Below are 25695 nucleotides of genomic sequence, written 5' to 3'. Positions count from 1 at the left end.
GCTTCCATCGACGAGACGCTTAAACGCGTTCGAAGACGGTGGAGATGCCTTGGCCGAGACCAATGCACATAGTGGCCACCCCGAAGGTGCCGCTATTCTGCTTCATCACGTTCAGCAAGGTGCCGGAGATACGGGCACCGGAGCAACCGAACGGGTGACCCAGGGCGATCGCGCCGCCGTGCAGGTTAACCTTCTCGTTCATCTTGTCGAGTACTTTCAGATCTTTCAGCACTGGCAGGGCCTGTGCAGCGAAAGCTTCGTTGAGCTCGAAGAAGTCGATATCGTTGATGCCAAGGCCCGCACGTTTCAGGGCTTTTTGTGTAGCCGGCACTGGACCATAGCCCATGATCGCCGGATCCACACCCGCCACTGCCATCGAACGGATCACGGCCATCGGCTGGATCCCCAGGTCCTGCGCACGCTGCGCCGACATCACGATCATGCACGAAGCACCATCGGTGATCTGCGACGAAGTGCCGGCCGTCACGGTGCCGCCCTTTGGATTGAAGGCAGGCTTGAGGGCCGCCAGACTTTCCAGGGTGGTTTCCGGACGAATGGTTTCGTCGTAGTCGAACAGCTTCAGGAAGCCGTTTTCGTCGTAGCCCTGCATCGGGATGATTTCGTCTTTGAACTTGCCTTCCACCGTCGCTTTATGGGCGAGCTGGTGGGAGCGCACGCCAAAGGCGTCCTGCTGCTCACGGGTGATGCCGTGCATCTTGCCAAGCATTTCCGCGGTCAGACCCATCATGCCCGAGGCTTTCGCCGCGTACAGCGACATGTGCGGGTTCGGATCGACACCGTGCATCATGCTCACGTGGCCCATATGCTCGACGCCGCCAACCACGAACACGTCACCGTTACCGGTCATGATCGCTTGCGCAGCAGTGTGCAAAGCACTCATCGACGAGCCACACAGACGGCTCACGGTCTGGCCGGCCGAGGTGTGCGGGATCTGGGTCATCAGCGACGCCATGCGCGCGATGTTCCAGCCCTGCTCCAGAGTCTGGTTGACGCAGCCCCAGATCACGTCCTCGACTTCAGCAGGATCGACCTTGGTGTTGCGTTCCAGCAATTTGCTGATCAGGTGCGCCGACATGTCTTCGGCGCGGGTGTTGCGGTGCATGCCGCCCTTGGAGCGGCCCATCGGAGTACGACCGAAGTCGACAATCACGACGTCTCTAGGATTCAAGCTCATAAGTTCACTCTCACTCTAGTTGGGGGCGCTTAACCGAAGAAGCTTTGGCCGTTCTTGGCCATTTCGCGCAGCTTCGCGGTCGGGTGGTACAGCGCGCCCAAATCAGCGTACTGGTCAGCCAGGGCAACGAACTCGGCAACACCGATCGAATCGATGTAGCGCAGCGCACCGCCACGGAATGGAGGGAAACCGATACCGTAGACCAGACCCATGTCGGCTTCGGCGGCGGTTTCAACGATGCCGTCTTCCAGGCAACGCACGGTTTCCAGGCACAGCGGGATCATCATCCAGTTGATGATGTCTTCGTCAGTGACTTCGCGCTGCTCGTAAACGATCGGCTTGAGCACTTCCAGCACCGACGGATCGGCGACTTTCTTCTGCTTGCCTTTCTTGTCGGCTTCGTAGGCATAGAAGCCCTTGCCGTTCTTCTGGCCCAGACGCTTGGCTTCGTAAAGCACGTCGATGGCCGAGCGACGGTCATCCTTCATGCGATCCGGGAAGCCTTCAGCCATGACGTCACGACCGTGGTGACCGGTGTCGATACCGACTACGTCCATCAGGTACGCCGGGCCCATCGGCCAGCCGAACTTTTCCATGACCTTGTCGATACGGACGAAGTCCACACCGGCGCTGACCAGCTTGGCGAAACCGCCGAAGTACGGGAACAGAACGCGGTTGACCAGGAAGCCCGGGCAGTCGTTGACGACGATCGGGTTCTTGCCCATTTTCTTGGCGTAGGCAACGGTGGTGGCAATCGCCAGCTCGCTGGACTTCTCGCCACGGATCACTTCCACCAGCGGCATCATGTGCACCGGATTGAAGAAGTGCATGCCGACGAAGTTTTCCGGACGCTTGAGGGCCTTGGCCAGCAGGCTGATGGAAATGGTCGAGGTGTTGGACGCGAGGATGGTGTCCTCTTTGACCTTGTCTTCGACTTCAGCCAGCACGGCTTGCTTGACCTTCGGGTTCTCGACCACGGCTTCTACAACCAGGTCGACGTGACCGAAGTCGCCGTAGGACAGGGTCGGACGAATGCCGTTGAGCACTTCAGCCATTTTCGCGGCGGTCATGCGACCTTTGTCAACGCGGCCAACCAGCAGCTTGGCGGCTTCAGCCAGGCCCTGCTCGATACCGTGCTCGTTGATGTCCTTCATCAGGATCGGCGTACCTTTGGAGGCCGACTGATACGCGATACCGCCACCCATGATGCCGGCGCCCAGTACGGCAGCCTGCTTCACGTCCTTGGCAATTTCGTCGTAGGCCTTGGCCTTTTTCTTCAGTTCCTGATCGTTCAGGAACAGACCGATCAAGCTCTGCGCGGCAGAAGTCTTGGCCAGTTTGACGAAACCGGCAGCTTCGACTTCCAGCGCCTTGTCACGACCGAAGTTCGCGGCTTTCTGGATGGTCTTGATCGCTTCAACCGGCGCCGGATAATTCGGGCCAGCCTGACCGGCCACGAAACCTTTGGCGGTTTCGAAGGCCATCATTTGTTCAATGGCGTTCAACTTGAGTTTTTCAAGTTTCGGCTGACGCTTGGCCTTGTAATCGAACTCGCCGGAGATAGCGCGCTTGATCAGTTCAAGGGCAGCTTCCTGCAGCTTCTCGGGAGCAACCACGGCGTCGACGGCGCTGACTTTCAGCGCGTCTTCAGGGCGGTTTTCCTTGCCGGCGGCAATCCACTCGATGGCGTTATCGACGCCGATCAGGCGCGGCAGACGCACGGTACCGCCGAAGCCTGGGTAGATGCCCAGTTTGACTTCCGGCAGGCCGATCTTGGCCTTGGTCGACATGACGCGGTAGTCCGCTGCCAGGCACATTTCCAGACCGCCACCGAGGGCAATGCCGTTGATTGCGGCCACGGTCGGAACGTTGAGGTCTTCGAAATCGCTGAAGATCTTGTTGGCTTCGAGATTGCCAGCAACCAGCTCGGCATCCGGCAGCTTGAAGTTCTCGACAAATTCGGTGATGTCGGCGCCGACGATGAACACGTCCTTGCCACTGCTGACGATCACGCCCTTGATCGAAGCATCTGCCTTGATGGTGTCCACGGCCTGACGCAGTTCGTTCAGGGTAAGACGGTTGAACTTGTTGACGGACTCACCCTTGAGGTCGAATTTCAATTCGACGATGCCACTTTCAAGAGCTTTAACCGTGATGGCTTTACCTTCGTAAATCATCAACTGATCTCCACGATATGGAAGCTGAACAGTACACGTCGGACGCAGGTAAATGGCTCGGCAGGACGCTTTTTCGTCGATGCTGACGCCAATCCACCCGGCACACCCGCCAACGCGATAGTCGGGATTCTGTAGGAGCAGTCTGTAAGACAAACGCTCAATTCATACGCCCGTTTGATTTGGGTACGTCACCTTCACGGAATTTCCGACAATTGTCAATCGCCCAAAATACGGGTTGAAATGCGACTTTGCGGTCACTTCCGTCGCACGCAGACCTGCAACACGGCGCTGCATGCAAAGCCATTCATAGAATCAATAGTTAGAAAAGTCGCCCTAATTCACAGCGGGCCTTGTTTAACAGGCTACGCTGGCTGGACTACAGGGAGATTCGCTGACCCCGTAACGTCGAGTCAGCGATAAAAACAGTTACCGGCCTGCCTGGCCACCCCGCCCGATGAATCATGTCGGGCTTTTTATTGCTCGTCTGCCGGACCCTCACCACCCTTGCAGTGGGAAAAGTCCGCGAGTCATGCCAGCGCTTTCAGAGTCGCATCAATATCCTGCAAAACCGCGGCTTCGCCCTTCTCGCCCCAGTACAAGGCGATCATCTGCTTGTCGGCCTCGACCTTGAACACATTGCCTGGCAACTTTTCGAAATGATTGAGCAGCGCCCGGTCTTCGCAGACTTCCTGCCATTGATTGACCCACACCCCCGGCGACTTCTGCCAGTAGGTCCAGCACGCTGGCTGACTGCCACGGCGCGGTCGATGGTATTGCGCACACGGGCTGGGAGGCTCCTGAGACAGCCAGTGCGGCCACTCCTGAGGCGCCAGTTGCATGGCCAGCCCGATACGCCGCGCTTCCATGCGCAGGGCCATGCGGCCACTCTGCACGCGCGATGGACGCAACCATGCCAATGGACTCAGGACCACCAGCAGGATTGACACCACTAACCAGACCGTCATATCTCTACTCCCGACTTAAGGTGAGCGCATTGTGTCACTTTGGAACCAATGCGCTTGAAACCAGCCATACTTAACAATATTGAACCGTCACGAGGAGCACCTCATGCCCTACTCCCATATCCTGGTCGCCGTAGATCTGACCGAAGAGTGCGACCCTGTGATCCACCGCGCCCGAGAGCTGTCGGTGAGCAATGGCGCCAAGCTGTCGCTGGTGCATATCGTCGAACCGATGGCGATGGCGTTCGGTGGCGACGTGCCGATGGATCTGTCACAACTGCAACAACAACAGTTCGATCAGGCCAAGGAGCGCATGGAGCGCCTGAAAGCCAAATACGCGGAGCTTGAAAGTGCCAACTGCCACCTGACCTATGGCCAGCCACGCCAGGAAATCCATCATTTCGCCAAGGAAAACCACTGCGACCTGATCGTGGTCGGCAGCCATGGCCGCCATGGTTTGGCGCTGTTGCTCGGGTCGACCGCCAATGATGTGCTGCACGGTGCACCTTGCGATGTACTGGCGGTACATCTGGTCAAACACTGAAACGCTGCCACATTTGATCTGCATCAGCCTGCAGATCGCATTACATATGAAAAGCCCGGCGTTCATCACTGAACGCCGGGCTTTTTCATGACTGAATCAATCAGGCATCCAGCTCGGCCCAACGTTCCACCAGTGCATCCAGCTCAGCCTGCAACTGCTCCAGCGAAGCAATCACCTTGGCCGTCTCGGCCGGCGGCCGCTGATAGAAACCGGCTTCGGCCATTTCAGCCTCGACGGCCGCGATCTGCTGTTCCTTGGCATCGATGTCGCCCGGCAACGCTTCCAGCTCACGCTGCAGCTTGTAGCTCAGTTTCTTCTTGGCCGCCGGCGCGGCAGCAGCAGGCGCAGCCACTGGCGCTGGCTCAGCGGTGACCACCGCCGAATTCAGGTCAGCCTTGCCCGACTTGCTCTCGGTCACGCCCAGCAGACGCGGTGAGCCGCCCTGACGGATCCAGTCCTGATAACCACCGACGTATTCACGTACCTTGCCTTCACCTTCGAAGACCAGGGTGCTGGTCACCACGTTGTCGAGGAATGCCCGGTCGTGGCTGACCATCAGCACGGTGCCGTTGAAGGTCAGTAGCACTTCTTCGAGCAGTTCGAGGGTTTCCACGTCGAGGTCGTTGGTCGGTTCGTCGAGTACCAGCAGGTTCGCCGGCTTGCTGAACAGTTTCGCCAACAGCAAGCGCGCACGCTCACCACCGGACAGCGCCTTGACCGGCGTGCGGGCACGCTGCGGGCTGAACAGGAAGTCACCGAGATAGCTCAGCACGTGGCGGCTCTGGCCGTCGATGTCGATGAAGTCGCGACCTTCGGCGACGTTGTCGATCACGGTCTTTTCCAGATCCAGCTGATGACGCAGCTGGTCGAAGTAGGCCACGTCGATCCGGGTGCCCTCTTCCACTGTGCCGCTGGTCGGTTGCAGACCGTTGAGCATCAGCTTGAGCAAGGTGGTCTTGCCGGTACCGTTGGCGCCGAGCAGGCCGATACGGTCGCCGCGCTGCAGGACCATCGAGAAGTCCTTGATCAGGTACGGACCGTCCGGGTGATGGAAGCTGACATTTTCCAGCACCATCACTTGCTTGCCGGACTTGTCGGCGGTTTCCAGCTGGATGTTGGCCTTGCCGGTGCGCTCGCGACGCTCGCTGCGCTCAACGCGCAGGGCTTTCAGGGCGCGAACACGGCCTTCGTTACGGGTCCGACGGGCCTTGATGCCCTGACGGATCCACACTTCTTCCTGAGCCAGACGCTTGTCGAACAGCGCGTTGGCGGTTTCTTCAGCAGCCAGCGCGGCTTCTTTGTGCACCAGGAAGCTGGCGTAATCGCCGTTCCAGTCGATCAGGCCGCCGCGATCGAGTTCGAGGATGCGCGTGGCGAGGTTTTGCAGGAAAGAACGGTCGTGCGTGATGAACAGCACGGCGCCCTGGAAATCCTTCAGGGCTTCTTCGAGCCAGGCAATCGCACCGATGTCCAGGTGGTTGGTCGGTTCGTCGAGCAGCAGCAGATCCGGTTCGGACACCAGCGCCTGCGCCAGCAGCACGCGACGACGCCAGCCGCCGGACAACTCGGCGAGGGTCTTGTCGGCCGGCAGTTGCAGGCGGCTCAAGGTGCTGTCGACCAGGGTCTGCAAGCGCCAGCCATCACGGGCTTCGAGGTCGTGCTGGACGTGCATCAGCTTGTCCAGATCGGCATCGGTGACGATGTTCTGGCTCAGGTGATGGTATTCGGCGAGCAAGGCGCCAACGCCGTCCAGGCCCTCGGCAACCACGTCGAACACGGTCCGCCCGTCGGCCACTGGCAATTCCTGCGGCAATTCGCCGATTTTCAGACCGGGGGCACGCCACACCGAGCCGTCATCGGGCTTCTGGTCGCCCTTGACCAGCTTCATCATGCTGGATTTGCCAGTGCCGTTGCGGCCGATGATGCACACCCGCTCACCACGGGCGATCTGCCAGGACACCTTGTCCAACAACGGCATCGCGCCGAATGCAAGGGACACATCGCTGAATTTGAGCAGGGTCATGAGCTTCTCCAAAAACCGGGCGCGCATTCTACCTGAGTTAGGCCCTCAACAGGCCGGCAATTTGTCCGCTGAAGCACTCTGCACAACATTTGTTGCGAACTTGTGCTGCGAGACCGGCAAAGCTTTCGCCCGTTGCTGGCAAAAGGCTAAGCTACAGACAATTCAGTGCTGGCCGCGGCCGGTGCTTGTCATGATTTCTCTGCCCGGATGTCTCATGCGCAGTCGCCTTTTCAGTGTCTTGTCCTGTTTGCTACTTACCGCCGCTGCCGCTCAATCCGCCCAGGCGGTGGACCTGTCCACCCAACGCCAGTATTACGATGAAGCCAAGCGCGCCCTGGCCAAGGGTGATACCGGCCCGTACTTTCGTTACAGCCAGGCCCTGGCCGATTACCCGCTGGAACCGTACCTGGCCTACGACGAACTGACCGCGCGTCTGAAGACCGCGAGCAACGCCGAGATCGAGAAATTTCTCGCCGAACACGGTGATCTGCCCCAGGCCAACTGGATGAAGCTGCGCTGGTTGCGCTGGCTCGCCGACCGTGGCGACTGGGCGACCTTCGTCAAGTATTACGACCCGAAACTCAACTTCACTGAACTGGACTGCCTGAATGCGCAGTACCAGATCAGCAGCGGCCACAAGGCCGAGGGTTACGCCAACGCCGACAAACTGTGGCTGACCGGCAAATCGCAACCGGCCGCCTGTGACGGGCTGTTCGGGATCTGGGCCGCCGACGGTCAGTTGACCGAACAAAAACGCTGGGAGCGCACCAAACTCGCCGCCCAGGCGCGCAACTATCCACTGGCCAACAGTCTGGTCAACGGCCTGACCACCCTCGCCCCGCGCGGTCGTCTGCTGGTGGATGTGGCGCAGAAACCCGAGCTTCTCAATCAGCCATCGCGCTTTGCCCCGGCCGACGAGCCGATGTCCGACGTGGTCAGTCTCGGCCTGCGTCGCCTCGCCCGTCAGGATCCGGACAAGGCCATGGTCCTGCTCGACGGTTATGCCAGCAGCATGCACTTCTCCCGTGACGAGAAAGTGGCGATCGCCCGGGAAATCGGCCTGACCCTGGCCCGGCGCTTCGACAGCCGCGCGCTGGACGTGATGACCAAATACGACCCGGAACTGCGCGACAACACCGTTTCCGAATGGCGTCTGCGTCTGCTGCTGCGTCTGGCCCGATGGGACGATGCCTACCAGTTGACCCGTCGCCTGCCGCAGGATCTGGCGATCACCAACCGCTGGCGTTACTGGCAGGCCCGCAGCCTGGAACTGGCGCAGCCACAGAACCCGGAAGCGCAGACGCTGTACAAGAATCTGGCAAAGGAACGCGACTTCTATGGCTTCCTGGCCGCCGACCGCTCGCAACTGCCTTACTCGCTGATGAACAAGCCGCTGGTACTCAGTCAGGCGACCATCAACAAGGTGCGTAACACGCCTGGCGTGCGTCGCGCCCTGGAATTCCATGCCCGCGGGCAGATCGTCGACGGTCGCCGCGAGTGGTATCACGTCAGCCGCCATTTCAATCGTGAAGAAATGGTCGCCCAGGCCAAGCTGGCCTACGACCTGAAATGGTATTTCCCGGCCATCCGCACCATCAGTCAGGCGCAATACTGGGACGACCTGGACATCCGCTTCCCGATGGCGCACCGCGACACGCTCGTGCGTGAAGCCAAGACGCGTGGCCTGCATTCGAGCTGGGTGTTCGCCATCACTCGTCAGGAAAGCGCGTTCATGGACGACGCTCGCTCCGGCGTCGGCGCCAGCGGCCTGATGCAACTGATGCCGGGCACCGCCAAGGAAACCGCGCGCAAATTCAGTATCCCGCTGGCCTCGCCGCAGCAAGTGCTCGATCCGGACAAAAACATCCAGCTCGGCGCCGCTTATCTGAGCCAGGTGCACAGCCAGTTCAACGGCAACCGCGTCCTCGCCTCTGCCGCCTACAACGCCGGCCCCGGCCGCGTGCGCCAGTGGCTGCGCGGCGCCGATCACCTGAGTTTCGACGTGTGGGTGGAAAGCATCCCGTTCGACGAAACCCGCCAGTACGTACAGAACGTGCTGTCGTACTCGGTGATCTACGGGCAGAAGCTCAATTCGCCGCAGCCGCTGGTGGATTGGCATGAACGGTATTTTGATGACCAATAATCTGTAGGTTCTGCCGAAGGTTCGGGCCGTGCTCGGACGAGCTTTTGCTTCAAAAAAATGCCCGCATGAAGATGCGGGCATTTTTTTAAGCAAGATCAAAAGATCGCAGCCTTCGGCAGCTCCTACACTGCCACTGCGTGACCATCATTGAACTGCAACGACGCCAGCCGCGCATACAGTGGACTGCTCACAATCAGTTCTTGATGGGTACCGATCGCCACCAGTTTGCCCTGATCCATCACCGCGATCCGGTCGGCGTTTTTCACCGTGGCCAGGCGATGCGCGATCACCAGCGTGGTGCGGTTGTGCATCAGGCTGGGCAAGGCTTCCTGGATCAAGTGCTCGCTCTGCGCATCGAGGGCGCTGGTGGCTTCGTCCAGCAGCAGGATCGGTGCGTCCACCAGCAACGCACGGGCAATCGCCAGGCGCTGACGCTGGCCGCCGGAAAGACCGAGGCCGCCATCGCCCAAATGCGTCTGGTAACCGTTGGGCATCTTCTCGATGAAGTCATGGGCGTGGGCGATTCTCGCCGCTTCCTTGACCTGCTCCAGCGTCGCGCCTGCATTACCGTAACGAATATTTTCTTCGACGCTGCCGAAAAACAGCGCGGGCGATTGCGAGACCAAGGCGAAATTGCGACGCAGATCCAACGGGTCAAGGCTGGTCAGCGGCACGCCGTCGATCAGGATCCGCCCTTCAATCGGGTCGTAGAAGCGTAACAACAGGTCATACACCGTGGACTTGCCAGCGCCGGATGGCCCTACCAGCGCGAGGGTTTCGCCGGCGCGGATGGTCAGATTCAAGCCGTTGACGGCGTAGCTTTCGGGACGCGACGGGTAGGCAAAGCGCACATCCTGCAATTGCAGTTCACCCTTGATCCGCTCCGGCAAGGTCACCAATCCGGTGGTCGGTGGCAGGATGATATTCTGCGAGCCCAGCAGTTCGGCGATCCGCTCGGCGGCACCCGCCGCACGCTGCAGTTCGCCGATCACTTCGCTCAAGGTGCCGATGGCACTGCCGACGATCAGGCTGTAGAAGACGAACGCGGCCAGTTCACCACCGGTGATGCGCCCGGCAATCACGTCCATGCCGCCGACCCACAACATCACCGCCACCGCGCCCAGCACCAGCACGATCACCATGGTGATCATCCAGGAACGCTGAAAGATGCGCTTGCGTGCGGTGTCGAACGCATCCTCGACGGTCGTCGCGAAACGTCGCTCATCCTGCACCTGATGGTTGTAGGCCTGCACGGTCTTGATCTGGCCCAGGGTTTCGGAAACGTAGCTGCCGATATCGGCGATCCGGTCCTGGCTCAGCCGCGACAGATTGCGCACGCGCCGACCGAAAATCAGAATCGGCGCGACCACGAACGGCAAGGCAATCACCACGATACTGGTGAGTTTCGGGTTGGTGACGAACAGCAGGACCACCCCGCCGAGCACCATCAACAGGTTGCGCAGAAACATTGACAGTGATGAACCGATCACTGATTGCAGCAACGTCGTGTCGGCGGTCAGTCGCGACTGGATTTCCGAACTGCGATTGTTCTCGTAGAACCCGGGGTGCAGATAAACCAGGTGGTTGAACACCTCGCGCCGGATATCCGCCACACAGCGCTCACCGATCCACGACACCCAGTAAAATCGCGCAAACGTGCCAACCGCCAGGCCCAGTACCATCATCATGAAGATGCCGATGCTCTGGTTCAGTTGGTGCGGCGATTGCGTCATGAAGCCCTGATCGACCAGCAATTTGATCCCCTGCCCCATCGACAAAGTGACGGCTGCAGTGAGGACCAACGCCAACAGCGCACCGCAGACCTGCCAACGGTAAGGCGCCAGAAATCGACTGGTCAGACTCAGCGCTCGACGGTGCCGGGAGGAAAGCTTCGAGATCATTCAGGTACACATCCGCGTTGATGAAAGGGCTGGCCTAAACCTTCTATGGGGCGAAACTCTGTAAATCACAATGAGTCAGGTTAAATATGCCCCCAAAGACTAGGCCATAGTTGCTATTGGTCTAATGCTCCGGTTGAGACGAGCGGTCATTTCTGTTGGAGTGGAGGTGCCGCTTTTGACAGACCCAAGGGTGATGTCACAGCCTGGTCACGTGGCGGTTTTAATCTACGTGCACAACCTGATGAGGAGACAGGCCATGTCCTTGCAACACAGCAGCGAAGACAAGATTCAAGTGATCCGCACCAAGCCCGGCCAACCTCTGGGATGCTCCATTATTGACAAGGATGGGCGTGAAGTACCGATCACTGAAGACATGATCCAGGACGCCTGCCGCGAACTGGAGAAACGATTGGTCAAGCCTGCCGAACAAAAGTGATATAGCCACCGTCTTCCTGACCCGGCCCCCTTTGGCCGGGTTTTTTCTGCCTGGCATTTCACCTACCCCTGTAGGAGCTGTCGAGTGAAACGAGGCTGCGATCTTTTGAAGCAAAAGAGCAAAAGATCGCAGCCTTCGGCAGCTCCTACAGGGTATGAAACAGAACCTGCGTGTTTTCTAGACCGCCACCGCCCCCAGCGCCGCCACAATCTGTTGCAACTGTGGCGAGTCCCCTTCGATTCGCACCTTCAGCCCCTCGATCTCGCGTCGCACCGGATACTGTTTGCGCAACACATCGAACGCCGCACGCTGTTCACCGACATTGCCTACAAGACTGCGGCGAAAATCCGCATCGTCGCGGCGCGGGTCATACACCCCACGGCACAACATCGCCAGCGCCCAAGCCGGATCGCTATCGGCGTGCAGGGTCACTTGTGACAGCCACGGTGCTGGCAGCAAGTCACTAAGCTGGATGCTCGCCGGCTGGCCGATGAACTCGCAGTACGCCTGATAGATCTGTGCTGTCCCGCGTTGTTTGCCATCGAGGCTGTAGCCGGCAATGTGCGGTGTCGCCAGCACGCAGAGTTCGGCCAGCGCCACATCGACCTCAGGCTCGGCCTCCCAGACGTCGAGTACGGCTTGCAGGTCTTCACGTTCCAGCAGCACTTCGCGCAGCGCGGCGTTATCCACCACCGGCCCACGCGCGGCATTGATCAACCAGGCGCCGGGCTTGAGTTGCTCCAGACGCTGCTGATCGAACAGGTGCCAGGTCGCGCCGTCACCGCTGCGGGTCAGCGGGGTGTGCAGGCTGATCACGTCGCACTGTTCGATGATCTGCTCCAGGCTGACATAGTCGCCGCCCTCGGCCACCTGACGCGGCGGATCGCAGACTTTCACGTTCCAGCCCAAGCCTTTGAGTACCTTGATCAGCCGTCCACCGACTTCACCGGCGCCAACCACACCATAGGTGCGTTGCGTCAGATCGACGCCTTCGATTTCGGCGAGGGTCATCAGGCTGCCGAGCACGTAATCGACCACACCCCGGGCGTTGCAGCCAGGCGCGCTGGACCAGGTGATCCCCGCCTCGGCGAAATAATCGAGATCCAGATGATCGGTGCCGATGGTGCACGTGCCCACGAAACGCACCCGGCTGCCTTCCAGCAACGCCCGGTTGACGTTGGTTACCGAGCGCACCAGCAACACATCGGCCTGTTCGACCGTCGCACGGTCGATGGAACGACCCGGCACCCGGCGGATCTCGCCGAAACCGGCAAAAAAAGCATCGAGCAGCGGGATATTTTCGTCGGCAACAATCAGCATGGCGGGCTCCTTTGGCGGATCGGCAGTTTAGGTGCAGATCCACCGTTGGGCCAGCGCAGACTGCACTGTGGCGAGGGAGCTTGCTCACGCTGGACTGCGCAGCAGGCGGAAAGTCTGCAATCGGGATTTCCTGCTCCACCACGCCGAATGGTTTCGGGGGCGCTTCGCACCCCAGCGGGAGCAAGCTCCCTCGCCACAGTGGATGGCACGGATGATTACAAATCCGCAACAGAGGATTTTTCCTGACTGTCACGTCAGCGGCGTAGAATGCGGCGCCTTGCGCATCAACACCTGTGGACGCTTTGCCTGTGAATTCTGCAACTGAACAACCTGTCGCCGCCTCCCTCACCCGCCCCGCGCGGATTCGTCTGGAGTTCAAGAACCTGCTCGCCCTGGCGTTGCCGATCATCATCGCGCAACTGGCGACCACGGCCATGGGCTTCGTCGATGCGGTGATGGCCGGCCGCGTCGGGCCAAAGGATCTGGCCGCCGTGGCACTGGGCAACTCGATCTGGGTGCCGGTGTTTCTGCTGATGACCGGCACCCTGCTCGCCACCACACCGAAAGTCGCCCAGCGGTTCGGCGCCGGCACCCACAGCGAGATCGGCCCGATCGTCCGTCAGGCGTTGTGGCTGGCATTGGTGGTCGGCCTGATCGCGACGTCGATGCTGCTCGCCGCCGAGCCGGTGCTGCACCTGATGAAAGTCGATCCCGAGCTGATCGGCCCGTGCATGCAGTACCTGCATGGCATTGCCAGTGGCCTGCCAGCGGTGGCGTTCTACCATGTGCTGCGCTGCACCAGTGACGGCATCGGCCGCACCCGCCCGGCGATGGTGCTGGGCCTGTGCGGTCTGGCGCTGAACATTCCGCTGAACTACATCTTCATTTATGGCCACTTCGGCGTGCCGGCCATGGGTGGCGTCGGCTGCGGCTGGGCCACGGCCATCGTGATGTGGGTCATGGCGCTGGGCCTGGCGGGTTGGGAGCGCTGGGCGCCGGCGTATCGCTCGAGTGAGATCTTCAGCCGCTTCGACTGGCCGCAATGGGCGGTGATCAAGCGGCTGCTGGCAATCGGTCTGCCGATCGGCATCGCGGTGTTTGCCGAGTCGAGCATCTTCGCCGTGATCGCCCTGCTGATCGGCAGCCTCGGCGCCACCGTTGTGGCCGGGCATCAGATCGCGCTGAACGTCAGTTCGCTGGTGTTCATGATTCCGTATTCGCTGGGCATGGCGGTGACCGTGCGTGTCGGCCAGGCCCTGGGGCGCGAAGAACCGCGTGAGGCGCGCTTTGCCGCCGGCGTCGGCATGGGCACCGCTTTGGCCTACGCCTGTCTGTCGGCGAGCATGATGCTGTTGCTGCGCGAGCCGATCGCGTCGATCTACACCGCCGACCCAACGGTGATCCACATCGCGGCAATGCTGATTGTGTACTCGGCGCTGTTCCAGTTTTCCGACGCGATCCAGGTGACCGCTGCCGGTGCCCTGCGCGGTTATCAGGACACCCGGGTAACGATGATCCTGACCCTGTTCGCCTACTGGGGCATCGGCCTGCCGGTGGGTTACGCCCTCGGCCTGACCGATTGGCTCGGCGAGCCGCGTGGCCCAAGCGGCTTGTGGCAAGGCCTGATCGTCGGCCTGAGCTGTGCGGCACTGATGCTGTCGATCCGCCTGACTCGCAGTGCGCGCAAGCGTATTCGTATCAGTCGTTCGATGGGCTAGGCCCTTAACGCAAAACCCAATGTGGGAGCGAGCCTGCTTGCGAATGCGGTGTATCAGTCGCCATTAATAGTGACTGACATACCGCTTTCACGAGCAGGCTCGCTCCCACAGTAGTTTTATGTGTAGCGGCTGTTACGCGTGCTTCTTGCGGATCCAGTACAGATAAGTACCGGCCTCTTCGTGTTGCCCTACCAGTTCGTGGTCGAGAAACACGCAGAACTTGGGAATGTCGCGACGGGTCGAGGGATCGGTGGCAATCACCTTGAGCAGACCGCCAGGCACCAGGTCACGAATGTGCTGGTGCAGCATCATCACCGGCTCCGGGCAATTGAGGCCGGTGGCGTCGAGGGTGCCGTCGACCGGGGTATCGATCATTTCACTCATGATTCACTCCTGAAACTGGCCGGCATTGTCGCGCATTGCCGGGTGTTCGGTCATCTGTGGCGTTACGCCACACCTCCTGTAGGAGCTGCCGCAGGCTGCGATCTTTGCTTTTAGAAGATCAAAAGATCGCAGCCTTCGGCAGCTCCTGCAGAGATCTGCGGTGTTAGCGGGATTTGGCTTTCTTGATGTCATGCCGACGCAGATGGCACGTCACTTCCTCGCGGTCGTGATACAGCTGCTTGCAGCCAATATCGACCTTGATCCCACGAGCCTTGAAGCCATCGGCGATACGTTCGAGCAAGCGCTTCACTTCGGCATAGCGCTGCTTCATCGGCAGCTTGAGGTTGACCACCGCCTCCCGGCAATGGCCCTCACCGATCCATTCTTCGAGCATCGCCGCATTACGCGCCGGTTTCTCGACGATGTCGCAGACCATCCAGTCCACCGGCTGCTTGGGTTTGAAGGTGAAACCGTCAGCCATCAAGTGCTGCACCAGCCCGGTGTCCATCAGGCTTTCAGCCATCGGGCCGTTGTCGATGGCAGTCACCAGCATGCCGCGGTTGACCAGTTGCCAGGTCCAGCCGCCCGGTGCCGCGCCGAGGTCGACACCGGTCATGTCGCTGTGCAGGCGCTCGTCCCACTGATCACGCGGGATGAAGTGGTGCCAGGCCTCTTCCAGTTTCAACGTCGAGCGACTGGGTGCCTCACGGGGAAACTTCAGGCGCGGAATGCCCATTGGCCACATCGCCGAGTTACCGGCATCAGCCATGCCGAGGAACACTTCGCGGCCACTTTTGAAGGTCAGCAACAGACGCGGCTTGCTGGCGTCCTCCACCAGTTTGCCGGCAGCGGTCAACGCCTTGCGCAGCGGGCCTTCGAATTTCTTGCAGAAGTTTGACAGTTCCTTGCCGTCGTTGGTGTCGACGACTTCCAGCCACAGGCTGCCGAACACCGGGAAATCGGCCATGTGCGCGAGGATCACGCTGATACGGTCGTTTTCCGGCAGATCGATGAAAATCCCACGCGCCCATTGCCGCGGGAAAATCAGTTCGGCGAAACGCTGGCCGCGCATCAGGCGCTCGGCGCCGTCTGCTTCGGTGCAGACAAACTCCGCGTACGCAGTGGCCGCTTTGGCCTTGGCGTAACCGGCGACGTTCAACTGGGCGGCGAGGTCGGAAATCTCCGAACAGACTTCGCCTTCGAAACCTGGCCGGCAATGCATGAATAGGGTGTTCATTCTTACTCCTGGGCAGAGGGCGGATATTCGGCCCCTGCGCGATGCTCAAGCCTTGCGGTGAAGCAAAGCCTGTCACGAAAACCGGCGCATGATAGCCGATGTCGGAACCTTGGTTCTCTTCATAGAGTCCAGTTATTAGCCAGCTACTGAAAACAGGGCTACGTTGATAGCTCTTCCCGTCCCCTCAATCCGTAGCCGTGCGGATTCAAAGGAGTGATCGTAATGCCGTCCCTCGATAGTCTGAAGACCCTTAAAACACTGCAAATCGACGACAAGACCTACCACTATTTCAGCCTGCCGGATGCCGCGAAAAGCCTGGGCAATATCGACCAGTTGCCGATGTCGCTGAAAGTCCTGCTGGAAAACCTGCTGCGCTGGGAAGATGAAAAAACTGTCACCGGCGCCGACCTCAAGGCCATCGCCGCCTGGCTCAAGGAGCGCCGCTCCGACCGGGAAATCCAGTACCGCCCGGCCCGCGTATTGATGCAAGACTTTACCGGCGTACCCGCCGTGGTCGACCTCGCCGCGATGCGCGCTGCCATGGCCAAGGCCGGCGGTGATCCGCAGCGAATCAACCCGCTGTCGCCGGTGGATCTGGTGATCGACCACTCGGTGATGGTCGACAAATTCGCCACCGCCAGCGCTTTCGAACAGAACGTCGACATCGAAATGCAGCGCAACGGCGAACGTTATGCGTTCCTGCGCTGGGGCCAGAGCGCCTTCGACAACTTCAGCGTGGTGCCACCGGGCACCGGGATCTGCCACCAGGTCAACCTCGAATACCTCGGACGCACGGTGTGGACCAAGGATGAGGACGGTCGCACCTACGCATTCCCCGACACCCTGGTCGGCACCGACTCCCACACCACCATGATCAACGGCCTCGGCGTACTCGGCTGGGGTGTTGGCGGGATCGAGGCGGAAGCGGCGATGCTCGGCCAACCGGTGTCGATGCTGATCCCGGAAGTGATCGGTTTCAAACTGACAGGCAAGCTCAAGGAAGGCATCACCGCCACCGACCTGGTGTTGACCGTCACGCAGATGCTGCGCAAGAAAGGCGTGGTCGGCAAATTCGTCGAGTTCTACGGTGACGGCCTCGCCGACCTGCCGCTGGCCGACCGCGCGACCATCGCCAACATGGCCCCGGAATACGGCGCGACCTGCGGTTTCTTCCCGGTCGATGACGTGACCCTGGAATACCTTCGTCTGTCAGGTCGCCCGACGGAAGTGGTGAAACTGGTCGAGGCCTACACCAAGGCCCAGGGCCTGTGGCGCCTGCCCGGTCAGGAACCGGTGTTCACCGACAGTCTGGCGCTGGACATGGGCAGCGTCGAAGCCAGTCTGGCCGGGCCGAAGCGCCCGCAGGACCGGGTCTCGCTACCGAACGTCGCGCAGGCTTTCAGTGATTTCATGGACCTGCAATTCAAGCCCACCAGTAAAGAAGAAGGTCGCCTGGAAAGCGAGGGTGGTGGTGGCGTGGCAGTGGGCAACGCCGACCTGGTCGGCGAAACCGAATACGAACACGAAGGCCACACCTATCGCCTGAAAAACGGCGCGGTGGTGATCGCCGCGATCACGTCCTGCACCAACACCTCCAACCCGAGCGTGATGATGGCGGCCGGTCTGCTGGCAAAAAAAGCCGTGGAGAAAGGCCTTACGCGCAAGCCGTGGGTCAAGAGTTCGCTGGCACCCGGCTCGAAAGTGGTCACCGACTACTACAAGGCTGCCGGGCTGACGCAATACCTCGATCAACTCGGGTTTTCGCTGGTCGGCTATGGCTGTACGACGTGCATCGGCAACTCCGGGCCATTGCCGGAGCCGATCGAGAAAGCCATTCAGACAGCCGATCTCACTGTGGCTTCGGTGCTGTCCGGCAACCGCAACTTCGAAGGCCGCGTGCATCCGCTGGTCAAGACCAACTGGCTGGCCTCGCCGCCGCTAGTGGTCGCTTACGCCTTGGCTGGCAGCGTGCGCACCGACATCAGCAGCGAACCGCTGGGCAACGACCAGCAAGGCAACCCGGTGTACCTGCGCGACATCTGGCCAAGCAGCAAGGAAATCGCCGACGCGGTCAGTCAGGTCAACACCGCGATGTTCCACAAGGAATACGCCGAGGTGTTCGCCGGCGACGAACAATGGCAGGCGATCCAGGTACCGCAAGCTGCCACCTATGTGTGGCAGGACGACTCGACTTACATCCAGCATCCGCCGTTTTTCGACGACATTTCCGGCCCATTGCCGGTGATCACTGACGTCAAAGGCGCGCGTGTCCTGGCGCTGCTCGGCGATTCGGTGACCACTGACCACATCTCCCCTGCCGGTAACATCAAGGCTGACAGTCCGGCCGGGCGCTATCTGCGCGAGAAAGGCGTGGAACCGCGGGACTTCAATTCTTATGGCTCACGCCGGGGCAACCATGAAGTGATGATGCGCGGCACGTTTGCCAACATCCGTATCCGCAACGAAATGCTCGGTGGCGAAGAAGGTGGCAACACGATCTACATCCCGAGCGGCGAGAAGATGGCGATCTATGACGCCGCCATGCGTTATCAGGCTGACGGTACGCCGCTGGTGGTGATTGCCGGTCAGGAATACGGCACCGGCTCCAGCCGCGACTGGGCAGCCAAGGGCACCAATCTGCTGGGGGTCAAAGCGGTGATCGCCGAAAGTTTCGAGCGTATTCACCGTTCCAACCTGGTGGGCATGGGCGTGTTGCCGCTGCAGTTCAAACTCGATCAGAACCGCAAGAGCCTCAACCTCACCGGCAAGGAAACCCTGGAGATTCAGGGCTTGACCGGTGTCGAGCTGACGCCGCGAATGAACCTGACCCTGATGATTACCCGTGAAGACGGGCGGCAGGAGAAAATCGAGGTGCTGTGCCGCATCGATACGTTGAATGAGGTGGAGTACTTCAAATCCGGCGGGATTCTGCATTACGTGTTGCGGCAGTTGATTGCCTCCTGAAACCGCGTTTCCCTGTAGGAGCTGCCGCAGGCTGCGATCTTTTGACTTTGGCTTTTAAAAGCAAGATCAAAAGATAGCAGCCTGCGGCAGCTCCTACAGGGGATTTGTACTTTTCTACAGACGAAAAAAAACCCGCCGAAGCGGGTTTTTCCCAAGACCATTATCGACTCCCTGTCGGCAGCGATCCTTGCTAATGGTCGATCATCCATGATCCTGAAACACTCCCTGTGTCTCAGTTGATGGGTGTAGATTACGCCGTGGATCCAATCGGCAATAGTCGAAAAAGCTACCATCGCGTGTAAGACATTCGCTATAAAACCCCTTCCGAAAACCCTTACGCCGGTCAGGCATCAAGCATGCAAGCCGCGACTTTCAGTATTCGGGCGGCGTGCTGCAGATCATTGCGGGTCGCAACCTGGCACTGTCAGCCACCGTCACGATCGCGGGTCTTGGCGCTTTCGGCGAGAAACTGTTCCAGTCGACTCAGTTGTTCCTCCCAGCCACGGCTGTCCATGTAATACGCCTCTTTCTGCCGCACATCGGGTATATGCGCAAAACCGGATTCGGACACCTTGAGCAACGTGCCGCCCTCGTAATCCTGCAGCTCGAACTTCACCAGTGTCGTCGGCTCCTGGGAATAGTCGATTTTCGGGTTGACCGCGTATGGGTGCCAGCGAAACGAAAACAATTGCTGCGGCTCGACCCGCTCGACCAGCACGTTCCACAACACGTGTTCATAACCGGGATAGGTGACCTGCCCCTGCGTCCATTCACCGGCAATGAACCGCCTGCCCTCCAGCGCCACACCAAACCACTGACCAAACGCCTCGGCATCGACCAGTGCGCGCCAGACATAAGAACGCGGCGCCTTGAGCGTGATTTTGCGTTCGAAACTATTGGGTACTGGTTTCATACGTCACCTCCTGTTCTGAACAGTAGGCTTGTATGACCACATGTCCAACCTGAAGTTGTATCAAAGGGCTGCACCCATGCAGCACCAAGGAAACATTCGGCGGCATTTCTGTTCGTTGAAGAGCGAGTGTCGAGCACACCCGATCCGGTGAACCTGTTACCTTTTCCAGCGAAATGGAAACAGACAAGGACGAAACATGCGGCCATCCTTACCCGAACGTTATCGCGGCGCCCTGCTCGGCCTTGCTTGCGGTGACGCCGTGGGCACCAGCGTGGAATTCAAGCCGCGGGGCTCATTCCAACCGCTGACGGACATGGTCGGTGGCGGCCCCTTCCACTTGAAGCCAGGGCAATGGACGGATGACACCTCGATGGCGCTGTGTCTGGCTGAAAGCCTGCTGAACAAAAATACATTCGATGCCGCTGACCAGATGGGACGCTATCTCAACTGGTGGCAATGGGGATATCTCAGCTCGACGGGGGATTGTTTCGATATTGGCCTGACCGTCAATCAGGCACTGTCGCAGTACCAGCTCTCCGGTCAGCCATTTGCCGGGGCAACCGACCCGTATACCGCGGGCAACGGTTCACTGATGCGGTTAGCGCCGGTGGTGCTGTTTTACTTTCCTGATATCCAGCAGATCCGTCAGTTCGCCAGCGACAGCTCGCGGACAACTCACGCAGCCCCTGAAGCCATCGAATGCTGTCAATTGTTTGCCGAACTGATCGGCAAGGCGCTGCTTGGCGCCTCCAAAGCAGAGTTGCGCAGACTGCCACTCTCAACCTTCACTCAACCTAAAGTCACCGCGCTTGCTCGAGGCGACTACCTGGCCAAGTCAGTCAGCGAAATTCGCGGAAGCGGCTACAGTGTCGAATCGTTGGAAGCAGCGCTGTGGTGTTTTCATCACACCGACAGTTTCGCCGCGGCGATTCTGCAAGCCGCCAACCTGGGCGATGATGCCGACACCACTGCCGCTATCGTCGGTCAACTGGCCGGGGCCTATTACGGCGTTCGGGCGATTCCTGCCCACTGGCTGGAAATGCTCCATGAAGGCGAGGAAATAGCGGCTACCGCAGATCGCCTGCTCGAAGCATCCCGGTTACGTATCTCTGAATAGAAGCCCCACAGCCGCTAAACTGCTCTGTACCTTCATCCGACACAGTGAGACTACCCATGTCCCCACGCCTGCTCCTGGCCCTGACACCCTTCCTGTTCACGCCCCTCGCCCACGCTGCCGTCGACTGCGCCAACGCCAGCGATCAAGCCACGATGAACCAATGTGCCGGGCAGGAATTCAAGGCGGCGGACAAGGAGTTGAACGCGGTATATCAGCAGATCACCGGTCGTTTGAAGGACAACCCGGATAGCAAGAAGCTACTGGTGAATGCGCAACGGGCGTGGATCGGGTTCCGTGATGCCGAGTGCAAGTTTTCGGCGTCCGGGGTGGAAGGCGGGAGTGTTTATCCACTGATTTACAGCAATTGCCTGACCGGGTTGACCAAGGTGCGGGTCGAGGCACTAAAGCAGTACTTGCAGTGTCAGGAGGGCGATATGAGTTGTCCGGTGCCGGGGGCCTGACTTTGTAGTGGTTTCGAGGGCCTCTTCGCGAGCAAGCCCGCTTCCACAGTTTGAAATGCATTCCAATGCAGGAGCGAGCCAGCTCGCGAAGACGTCCGAACAGTTGACGCAATCTACCGGACAAAAACCTGCGCCGTAGTGATCGCCATCTCCCCCCTCAGGCAACTTGATACTTCCCGTCTGCTTTTTCGTATGGGCGCGGGTCGGCCGAGAATCGGATGCCGGAGCAATAAATCAAAATTAATTATTGTTAATCGATAATTTATCATCGAGAATTCGCTACCCAATTGAAACAACCAGGAATTTTCATGAGTACTCACATCAACGGATTGGCGCTGCAGCGCATGCACTGGATCGGGCTGCTGGCAGCGATTCTAGTCTGGGTTCTGGGGGTGACGGAGGTCGGCGGCAACGCGACGATCTGGTTCTTCAAAAAGGATGAAATGCTGGCGGGTCTGCTCTATGCCTTTGCTGAAGGGTCTCCGCAATTGCTTGACCCGTTTGTCGAGGGAGCGCTGCTTGATCCCGACACCTGGCTGTCGTCAATGGTCACTGCGCTGATCGTTTTTCTGGATTTCCTGCCCGTTGTCCTGTCGGCTTACGCGTTATGGCTAACCGGGTTGTTTTTCCTGCGCTTGTCGCGTGGCGAAACCTGGACCGGCCGCAACATCAGGGTCCTGTGGCGAGTGGGCATACTGTGCATCGTTTCTCCGGCAACCTACCCGCTGGTAGAGACGTTGCAGGGCCTGGCGTTGTCAATAGATCTGCCCCCAGGAGATCGCATTTTTCAGTTCTCGATCGGCCTGTCTTCCGCTTCTGCCTACGAGATAATCAAAGGCGTATTGCTCTGCATATTTTCAATTATCATGCGTGACGCAAAAGTACTCAGCGATGAGCAAAGTCAATACATATAGAACAACATAATGACCATTATCGTCCGCCTTGACGTTGTCATGGCCACGCAAAAAATTCGCTCGAAAGAGTTAGCCGCCCTGCTGGGCATCACCGAGGCCAACCTGTCATTGCTGAAGAATGGCAAGGTCAAGGGCGTGAAGATGGCCACCCTCGATAAACTCTGCGCTGCGCTCGATTGCCAGCCGGGCGATCTGCTGGAATACCAGAAAGACTGAGCCTTGCTGACAGCGATTTATTTATCGCGCACCTCAACCGTTTAACTTCTATTCAATCCTTAGTTGCAAGGCGTCTTTGTCATGTCCCGTTATTTGTTCTGCGTCCTGTTAATGCTCACAGCGTTGCTTGGCGGTTGCGCCACGCAAATAGACGTAGCACTTAATGCAATACCTGATCCGGACTATCAGTTCGACCGACATGCACCTGTGCTGGTGACCTCGGCAAGCGGTACCGATGAGAACGCACTCAATGCCCGCTACTATCTTCGTGACATGGTCAACGCACTGAAAGACAGGGGGTTCCAGGAAGTCTATACCGACACCAGCCTGCCCCGGAATCACGCGCCGATCAAAATGACCATCACTTTCGATATCGGCAGCCGCCAAGTGTCTTACCGCTATACCGCTACCGACTATGGGCAAGTGCCGACCAGCACTTCGACGGTGTGCAAGAACAGCAAGAAGAAAGATGACCGACTGACCTGCACCAGTACGCCCAATACGACCTACGGCCCGGTGGGTACTTCTGAGCGAATCGGCTACACCACCCTCAGTACCTTCATTGCCACCGCCCGGGATGAGGCGAGTAAACGCACGGTGTACCTGCTTCGGGCCTCGTCTTATAACGAGGACTGTCAGGCAGCCAAGGTCGAAGCGTTTCTGGTGGAGCAAGGCCTGCAGAACCTGAACTTCCAGGACCGGATGCAACGCAACTACAGCGTCACGATGCCCGAGGGTTACAGCTGCAAATAGTCAGCAACCCAAACATCTGTCTCGACAGCTTCCAGCACAGGCTCAACCTGCGTGAGCCGGTGCTGTGAGACTGATCCCGGTTACACGTGCGGATCACCCGGTGGCTTGGCTGGCGCGGCGTATTGCGGCTTGAGGTGGCCGTCCTGGTCCAGTAGCCAGGCGTCCATGATCTGTCGAACCACAGGGCCGGCCACCCGACCACCGGCCTCACCGTTTTCGATCATCACCGAGATCGCAATCTTCGGGTGTTCCGCCGGGGCGAAGCCGACGAATAAGGCGTTGTCACGGTGGCGTTCGAGGGTTTTCTCACGGTTGTAGCGCTCGCCCTGTTTGATCGCCACCACTTGCGCAGTACCACTCTTGCCGGCAATGCGGTATTGCGCACCGGCCGCAGCGGCGCGGGCAATGCCGCGGGCATCGTGCATCACCATCTGCATGCCGTGGTTGACCTGATCCCAGTCGCGCGGATTCTTCAGCAGGATGTTGGGCATTGGATGTTCGTCGACCGGTGCCACGCCATCGACGGTCTTGGCCAGGTGCGGACGGTTCCATACCCCCTTGTTGGCGATCAGCGCAGTGGCCTGGGCCAACTGCAGCGGCGTGACCTGCATGTAGCCCTGACCGATGCCGAGAATCACGGTTTCGCCGGGGAACCACGCCTGACGGCGTGTGGCGCGTTTCCAGGCCTGCGATGGCATCAAACCGGGCGACTCTTCGAACATGTCCAGCGAGACTTTTTCGCCGAGGCCAAACATGGCCATGTAGTCGTGCAGGCGATCGATGCCGAGCTTGTGCGCCAGATCATAGAAGTAGGTGTCGTTGGACCGCATGATCGCCGCGTCCATGTCCACCCAGCCGTCGCCGCTGTGGTTCCAGTTGCGGTACTTGTGATCGAAATCCGGGAGCTGGTAATAACCCGGGTCGAAGACTCGCGTCTGCGGAGTGACCACGCCAGCATCGAGACCGGCAATCGCCACCTCTGGCTTGATGGTCGAACCCGGTGCGTACAATCCGCGCAGCACACGGTTGAACAGCGGCCGGTCGATGGAGTCGCGCAGCGCCGAGTATTCCTTGGAGCTGATACCGGTGACGAACAGGTTCGGGTCGAAACTTGGGTTGCTGACCATGGCCAGTACTTCGCCAGTGGACGGATCCAGTGCCACCACCGAACCACGTCGATCCCCCAGCGCCGCTTCAGCAGCCTCCTGCAGATTGACGTCGAGGCTTAGCACGATGTTTTTGCCAGGCACCGGATCGGTGTGTTTGAGCACCCGCAACACTCGGCCCTGGGCGTTGGTCTCTACCTCTTCATACCCAACGTGGCCGTGCAGCTGCGCTTCGTAGAAGCGTTCGATACCGGTTTTGCCGATAGATTGCGTGCCACGGTATTCAACCGAGTCCAGCGTCTTGGACTCTTTCTCGTTGATCCGACCAACGTAGCCGATCGAATGCGCGAAGTGCGGACCCAGCGGGTAATGACGAACGAACTGCGGTTCGACATCCAGGCCTGGCAGACGGAATTCGTTGACTGCCAACACGGCGATCTGTTCTTCCGTCAGTTCGTAGAACAGCGTCACCGGGGTGAATGGATGACGGGACTGCTTCATGGCCTTATCGAAAACGGTGCGGTCTTCGGCGGGCAAGTGCAGAAGATTGATGACCTCGTCCAGCTCCTGATTGACGTCAGTGGCGCGTTCGCGGGTGATGACCAGGTTATAACTGGGACGGTTATCGGCGAGCAGCACACCGTTGCGATCATAGATCAGGCCGCGAGTCGGCGGGATCGGCAAGACGTGGACACGATTGTTTTCAGAGATGGTGGAGTGGTAGTCGTATTCCACCACTTGCAGGATGTACAGGCGAACCACCAGCGCACAGCTGATAGCGAAGACGAATAGAGCACAGGCAATCAACCGTTTGTTGACCAGGCGCGTCTCTTTTTCGTGATCCTTGATCGGGATAGGTTCGGGCATTTCTACAGCAACTCTTTGACAAAAATTGAGTGCCGATCCGTGGGCATGACGTCAGTCCGTTAAAAAACGAGCTGCACCATACCAAAAACCGAGTAGTCACTTCAGAAGGTTTTTCCCCAATGGCGGCCCGTGGCGACGGTTGGAACGCCCGTACCTCGCGCTGGGTGCCTTGCCTGGCAAGCAAAAAACTTTTCTGCGGGCAAAACAAAACCCCAACTGCTTTCGCAATTGGGGTTTCGGAATTTAATCTTGACGATGACCTACTCTCACATGGGGAAACCCCACACTACCATCGGCGATGCATCGTTTCACTTCTGAGTTCGGGATGGGATCAGGTGGTTCCA

20 protein-coding genes and 1 rRNA gene are annotated in these 25695 nt (G+C 59.4%); 10 read left to right on the top strand and 11 right to left on the bottom strand.

Going from position 1 to position 25695, the window contains the following annotated elements; genetic code table 11:
• Window positions 1–19: 19 nt before the first annotated feature.
• The 3 genes from fadA to KKQ10_RS23685 all read right to left on the bottom strand — a co-directional run bounded on the left by fadA (window position 20) and on the right by KKQ10_RS23685 (window position 4337).
• A complete protein-coding gene (gene fadA / locus KKQ10_RS23695; RefSeq protein ID WP_025111054.1) occupies window positions 20–1195 on the bottom strand; it encodes an acetyl-CoA C-acyltransferase FadA in 1176 nt (391 codons plus the stop codon).
• A gap of 29 nt (window positions 1196–1224) precedes the next feature.
• Entirely contained in the window at window positions 1225–3372 is a 2148-nt protein-coding gene (gene fadB, locus KKQ10_RS23690) for a fatty acid oxidation complex subunit alpha FadB (RefSeq protein WP_127650237.1), read from the bottom strand.
• Between the two features lie 527 nt (window positions 3373–3899).
• The gene (locus KKQ10_RS23685; RefSeq protein WP_215502424.1) at window positions 3900–4337 is read right to left on the bottom strand and encodes a hypothetical protein; all 438 of its coding nucleotides are present in this window, start codon (window positions 4335–4337) and stop codon (window positions 3900–3902) included.
• Window positions 4338–4440: 103 nt separating this feature from the next.
• Between KKQ10_RS23685 and KKQ10_RS23680 the strand changes: the two genes are divergently transcribed.
• Window positions 4441–4878 (top strand): universal stress protein, encoded by a 438-nt coding sequence (locus KKQ10_RS23680; RefSeq protein WP_215502423.1) that lies wholly within the window; start codon window positions 4441–4443, stop codon window positions 4876–4878.
• Between the two features lie 100 nt (window positions 4879–4978).
• On the opposite strand, the gene KKQ10_RS23675 is transcribed toward KKQ10_RS23680, so the two are convergent.
• Window positions 4979–6901: an ATP-binding cassette domain-containing protein gene (locus tag KKQ10_RS23675; protein WP_127650231.1), complete on the bottom strand. Its 1923-nt coding sequence runs from the start codon at window positions 6899–6901 to the stop codon at window positions 4979–4981.
• A gap of 214 nt (window positions 6902–7115) precedes the next feature.
• Here KKQ10_RS23675 and KKQ10_RS23670 point away from each other — a divergent pair, with 214 nt between their 5' ends.
• Window positions 7116–9044 carry a transglycosylase SLT domain-containing protein gene (locus tag KKQ10_RS23670; RefSeq protein WP_215502422.1) on the top strand — a complete coding sequence of 643 codons (1929 nt, stop codon included), beginning with the start codon at window positions 7116–7118 and terminating at the stop codon, window positions 9042–9044.
• A gap of 122 nt (window positions 9045–9166) precedes the next feature.
• Here KKQ10_RS23670 and KKQ10_RS23665 read toward each other — a convergent pair whose 3' ends face one another.
• Complete coding sequence (locus KKQ10_RS23665) at window positions 9167–10945, bottom strand: ABC transporter transmembrane domain-containing protein (protein WP_215502421.1); 1779 nt, start codon at window positions 10943–10945, stop codon at window positions 9167–9169.
• A gap of 256 nt (window positions 10946–11201) precedes the next feature.
• Between KKQ10_RS23665 and KKQ10_RS23660 the strand changes: the two genes are divergently transcribed.
• Complete coding sequence (locus tag KKQ10_RS23660; protein ID WP_025111047.1) at window positions 11202–11381, top strand: PA1571 family protein; 180 nt, start codon at window positions 11202–11204, stop codon at window positions 11379–11381.
• Window positions 11382–11558: 177 nt separating this feature from the next.
• Here KKQ10_RS23660 and pdxB read toward each other — a convergent pair whose 3' ends face one another.
• A complete protein-coding gene (pdxB, locus tag KKQ10_RS23655; RefSeq protein WP_215502420.1) occupies window positions 11559–12701 on the bottom strand; it encodes a 4-phosphoerythronate dehydrogenase PdxB in 1143 nt (380 codons plus the stop codon).
• A gap of 308 nt (window positions 12702–13009) precedes the next feature.
• Here pdxB and KKQ10_RS23650 point away from each other — a divergent pair, with 308 nt between their 5' ends.
• Window positions 13010–14419 carry an MATE family efflux transporter gene (locus KKQ10_RS23650; protein ID WP_215502419.1) on the top strand — a complete coding sequence of 470 codons (1410 nt, stop codon included), beginning with the start codon at window positions 13010–13012 and terminating at the stop codon, window positions 14417–14419.
• Window positions 14420–14551: 132 nt separating this feature from the next.
• Here KKQ10_RS23650 and tusA read toward each other — a convergent pair whose 3' ends face one another.
• A complete protein-coding gene (gene tusA / locus KKQ10_RS23645) occupies window positions 14552–14803 on the bottom strand; it encodes a sulfurtransferase TusA (protein ID WP_025111044.1) in 252 nt (83 codons plus the stop codon).
• A gap of 163 nt (window positions 14804–14966) precedes the next feature.
• A complete protein-coding gene (gene rlmM / locus KKQ10_RS23640; protein ID WP_025111043.1) occupies window positions 14967–16040 on the bottom strand; it encodes a 23S rRNA (cytidine(2498)-2'-O)-methyltransferase RlmM in 1074 nt (357 codons plus the stop codon).
• A gap of 222 nt (window positions 16041–16262) precedes the next feature.
• On the opposite strand from rlmM, the gene acnA reads away from it, so the two are divergent.
• The gene (acnA, locus tag KKQ10_RS23635; protein ID WP_215502418.1) at window positions 16263–19004 is read left to right on the top strand and encodes an aconitate hydratase AcnA; all 2742 of its coding nucleotides are present in this window, start codon (window positions 16263–16265) and stop codon (window positions 19002–19004) included.
• A 424-nt stretch (window positions 19005–19428) separates the two neighbouring features.
• Here acnA and KKQ10_RS23630 read toward each other — a convergent pair whose 3' ends face one another.
• Window positions 19429–19917, bottom strand: a complete 489-nt coding sequence (locus KKQ10_RS23630; RefSeq protein WP_215502417.1) for an SRPBCC family protein — start codon at window positions 19915–19917, stop codon at window positions 19429–19431.
• A gap of 196 nt (window positions 19918–20113) precedes the next feature.
• Between KKQ10_RS23630 and KKQ10_RS23625 the strand changes: the two genes are divergently transcribed.
• From KKQ10_RS23625 to KKQ10_RS23605, 5 genes are all read left to right on the top strand, one after another.
• Window positions 20114–21034 carry an ADP-ribosylglycohydrolase family protein gene (locus tag KKQ10_RS23625; RefSeq protein ID WP_215502416.1) on the top strand — a complete coding sequence of 307 codons (921 nt, stop codon included), beginning with the start codon at window positions 20114–20116 and terminating at the stop codon, window positions 21032–21034.
• A 56-nt stretch (window positions 21035–21090) separates the two neighbouring features.
• Window positions 21091–21495 carry a lysozyme inhibitor LprI family protein gene (locus KKQ10_RS23620; protein WP_215502415.1) on the top strand — a complete coding sequence of 135 codons (405 nt, stop codon included), beginning with the start codon at window positions 21091–21093 and terminating at the stop codon, window positions 21493–21495.
• Window positions 21496–21803: 308 nt separating this feature from the next.
• Window positions 21804–22409, top strand: coding sequence for a hypothetical protein (locus KKQ10_RS23615; RefSeq protein WP_215502414.1), 606 nt, complete (start codon window positions 21804–21806; stop codon window positions 22407–22409).
• Between the two features lie 9 nt (window positions 22410–22418).
• On the top strand, window positions 22419–22625 hold the full coding sequence (locus KKQ10_RS23610; protein WP_003226632.1) for a helix-turn-helix domain-containing protein: 207 nt from the start codon (window positions 22419–22421) through the stop codon (window positions 22623–22625).
• 81 nt (window positions 22626–22706) lie between these two features.
• Window positions 22707–23378, top strand: a complete 672-nt coding sequence (locus KKQ10_RS23605) for a hypothetical protein (RefSeq protein ID WP_215502413.1) — start codon at window positions 22707–22709, stop codon at window positions 23376–23378.
• Window positions 23379–23458: 80 nt separating this feature from the next.
• Here KKQ10_RS23605 and mrdA read toward each other — a convergent pair whose 3' ends face one another.
• On the bottom strand, window positions 23459–25351 hold the full coding sequence (mrdA, locus tag KKQ10_RS23600) for a penicillin-binding protein 2 (protein ID WP_215502412.1): 1893 nt from the start codon (window positions 25349–25351) through the stop codon (window positions 23459–23461).
• A gap of 247 nt (window positions 25352–25598) precedes the next feature.
• Window positions 25599–25695, bottom strand: a 5S ribosomal RNA gene (gene rrf / locus KKQ10_RS23595); the annotation flags it as partial.

Source organism: Pseudomonas sp. MG-9 (assembly GCF_018729515.1).
GTDB lineage: Bacteria > Pseudomonadota > Gammaproteobacteria > Pseudomonadales > Pseudomonadaceae > Aquipseudomonas > Aquipseudomonas serboccidentalis.
This window is presented reverse-complemented; position numbering and strand designations above follow the sequence as displayed.

What these genes read in the sequence shown, in the direction of transcription:
- KKQ10_RS23615 (WP_215502414.1), top strand. Translation starts at nt 21,804, where the DNA reads ATGAGTACTCACATCAACGGATTGGCGCTGCAGCGCATGCACTGGATC.
- acnA (WP_215502418.1), top strand. Translation starts at nt 16,263, where the DNA reads ATGCCGTCCCTCGATAGTCTGAAGACCCTTAAAACACTGCAAATCGAC.
- fadB (WP_127650237.1), bottom strand. Translation starts at nt 3,372, where the DNA reads ATGATTTACGAAGGTAAAGCCATCACGGTTAAAGCTCTTGAAAGTGGC.
- KKQ10_RS23680 (WP_215502423.1), top strand. Translation starts at nt 4,441, where the DNA reads ATGCCCTACTCCCATATCCTGGTCGCCGTAGATCTGACCGAAGAGTGC.
- KKQ10_RS23605 (WP_215502413.1), top strand. Translation starts at nt 22,707, where the DNA reads ATGTCCCGTTATTTGTTCTGCGTCCTGTTAATGCTCACAGCGTTGCTT.
- KKQ10_RS23630 (WP_215502417.1), bottom strand. Translation starts at nt 19,917, where the DNA reads ATGAAACCAGTACCCAATAGTTTCGAACGCAAAATCACGCTCAAGGCG.
- tusA (WP_025111044.1), bottom strand. Translation starts at nt 14,803, where the DNA reads ATGAGTGAAATGATCGATACCCCGGTCGACGGCACCCTCGACGCCACC.
- KKQ10_RS23610 (WP_003226632.1), top strand. Translation starts at nt 22,419, where the DNA reads ATGACCATTATCGTCCGCCTTGACGTTGTCATGGCCACGCAAAAAATT.
- mrdA (WP_215502412.1), bottom strand. Translation starts at nt 25,351, where the DNA reads ATGCCCGAACCTATCCCGATCAAGGATCACGAAAAAGAGACGCGCCTG.
- KKQ10_RS23675 (WP_127650231.1), bottom strand. Translation starts at nt 6,901, where the DNA reads ATGACCCTGCTCAAATTCAGCGATGTGTCCCTTGCATTCGGCGCGATG.
- KKQ10_RS23685 (WP_215502424.1), bottom strand. Translation starts at nt 4,337, where the DNA reads ATGACGGTCTGGTTAGTGGTGTCAATCCTGCTGGTGGTCCTGAGTCCA.
- pdxB (WP_215502420.1), bottom strand. Translation starts at nt 12,701, where the DNA reads ATGCTGATTGTTGCCGACGAAAATATCCCGCTGCTCGATGCTTTTTTT.
- rlmM (WP_025111043.1), bottom strand. Translation starts at nt 16,040, where the DNA reads ATGAACACCCTATTCATGCATTGCCGGCCAGGTTTCGAAGGCGAAGTC.
- KKQ10_RS23670 (WP_215502422.1), top strand. Translation starts at nt 7,116, where the DNA reads ATGCGCAGTCGCCTTTTCAGTGTCTTGTCCTGTTTGCTACTTACCGCC.
- fadA (WP_025111054.1), bottom strand. Translation starts at nt 1,195, where the DNA reads ATGAGCTTGAATCCTAGAGACGTCGTGATTGTCGACTTCGGTCGTACT.
- KKQ10_RS23625 (WP_215502416.1), top strand. Translation starts at nt 20,114, where the DNA reads ATGCGGCCATCCTTACCCGAACGTTATCGCGGCGCCCTGCTCGGCCTT.
- KKQ10_RS23620 (WP_215502415.1), top strand. Translation starts at nt 21,091, where the DNA reads ATGTCCCCACGCCTGCTCCTGGCCCTGACACCCTTCCTGTTCACGCCC.
- KKQ10_RS23660 (WP_025111047.1), top strand. Translation starts at nt 11,202, where the DNA reads ATGTCCTTGCAACACAGCAGCGAAGACAAGATTCAAGTGATCCGCACC.
- KKQ10_RS23665 (WP_215502421.1), bottom strand. Translation starts at nt 10,945, where the DNA reads ATGATCTCGAAGCTTTCCTCCCGGCACCGTCGAGCGCTGAGTCTGACC.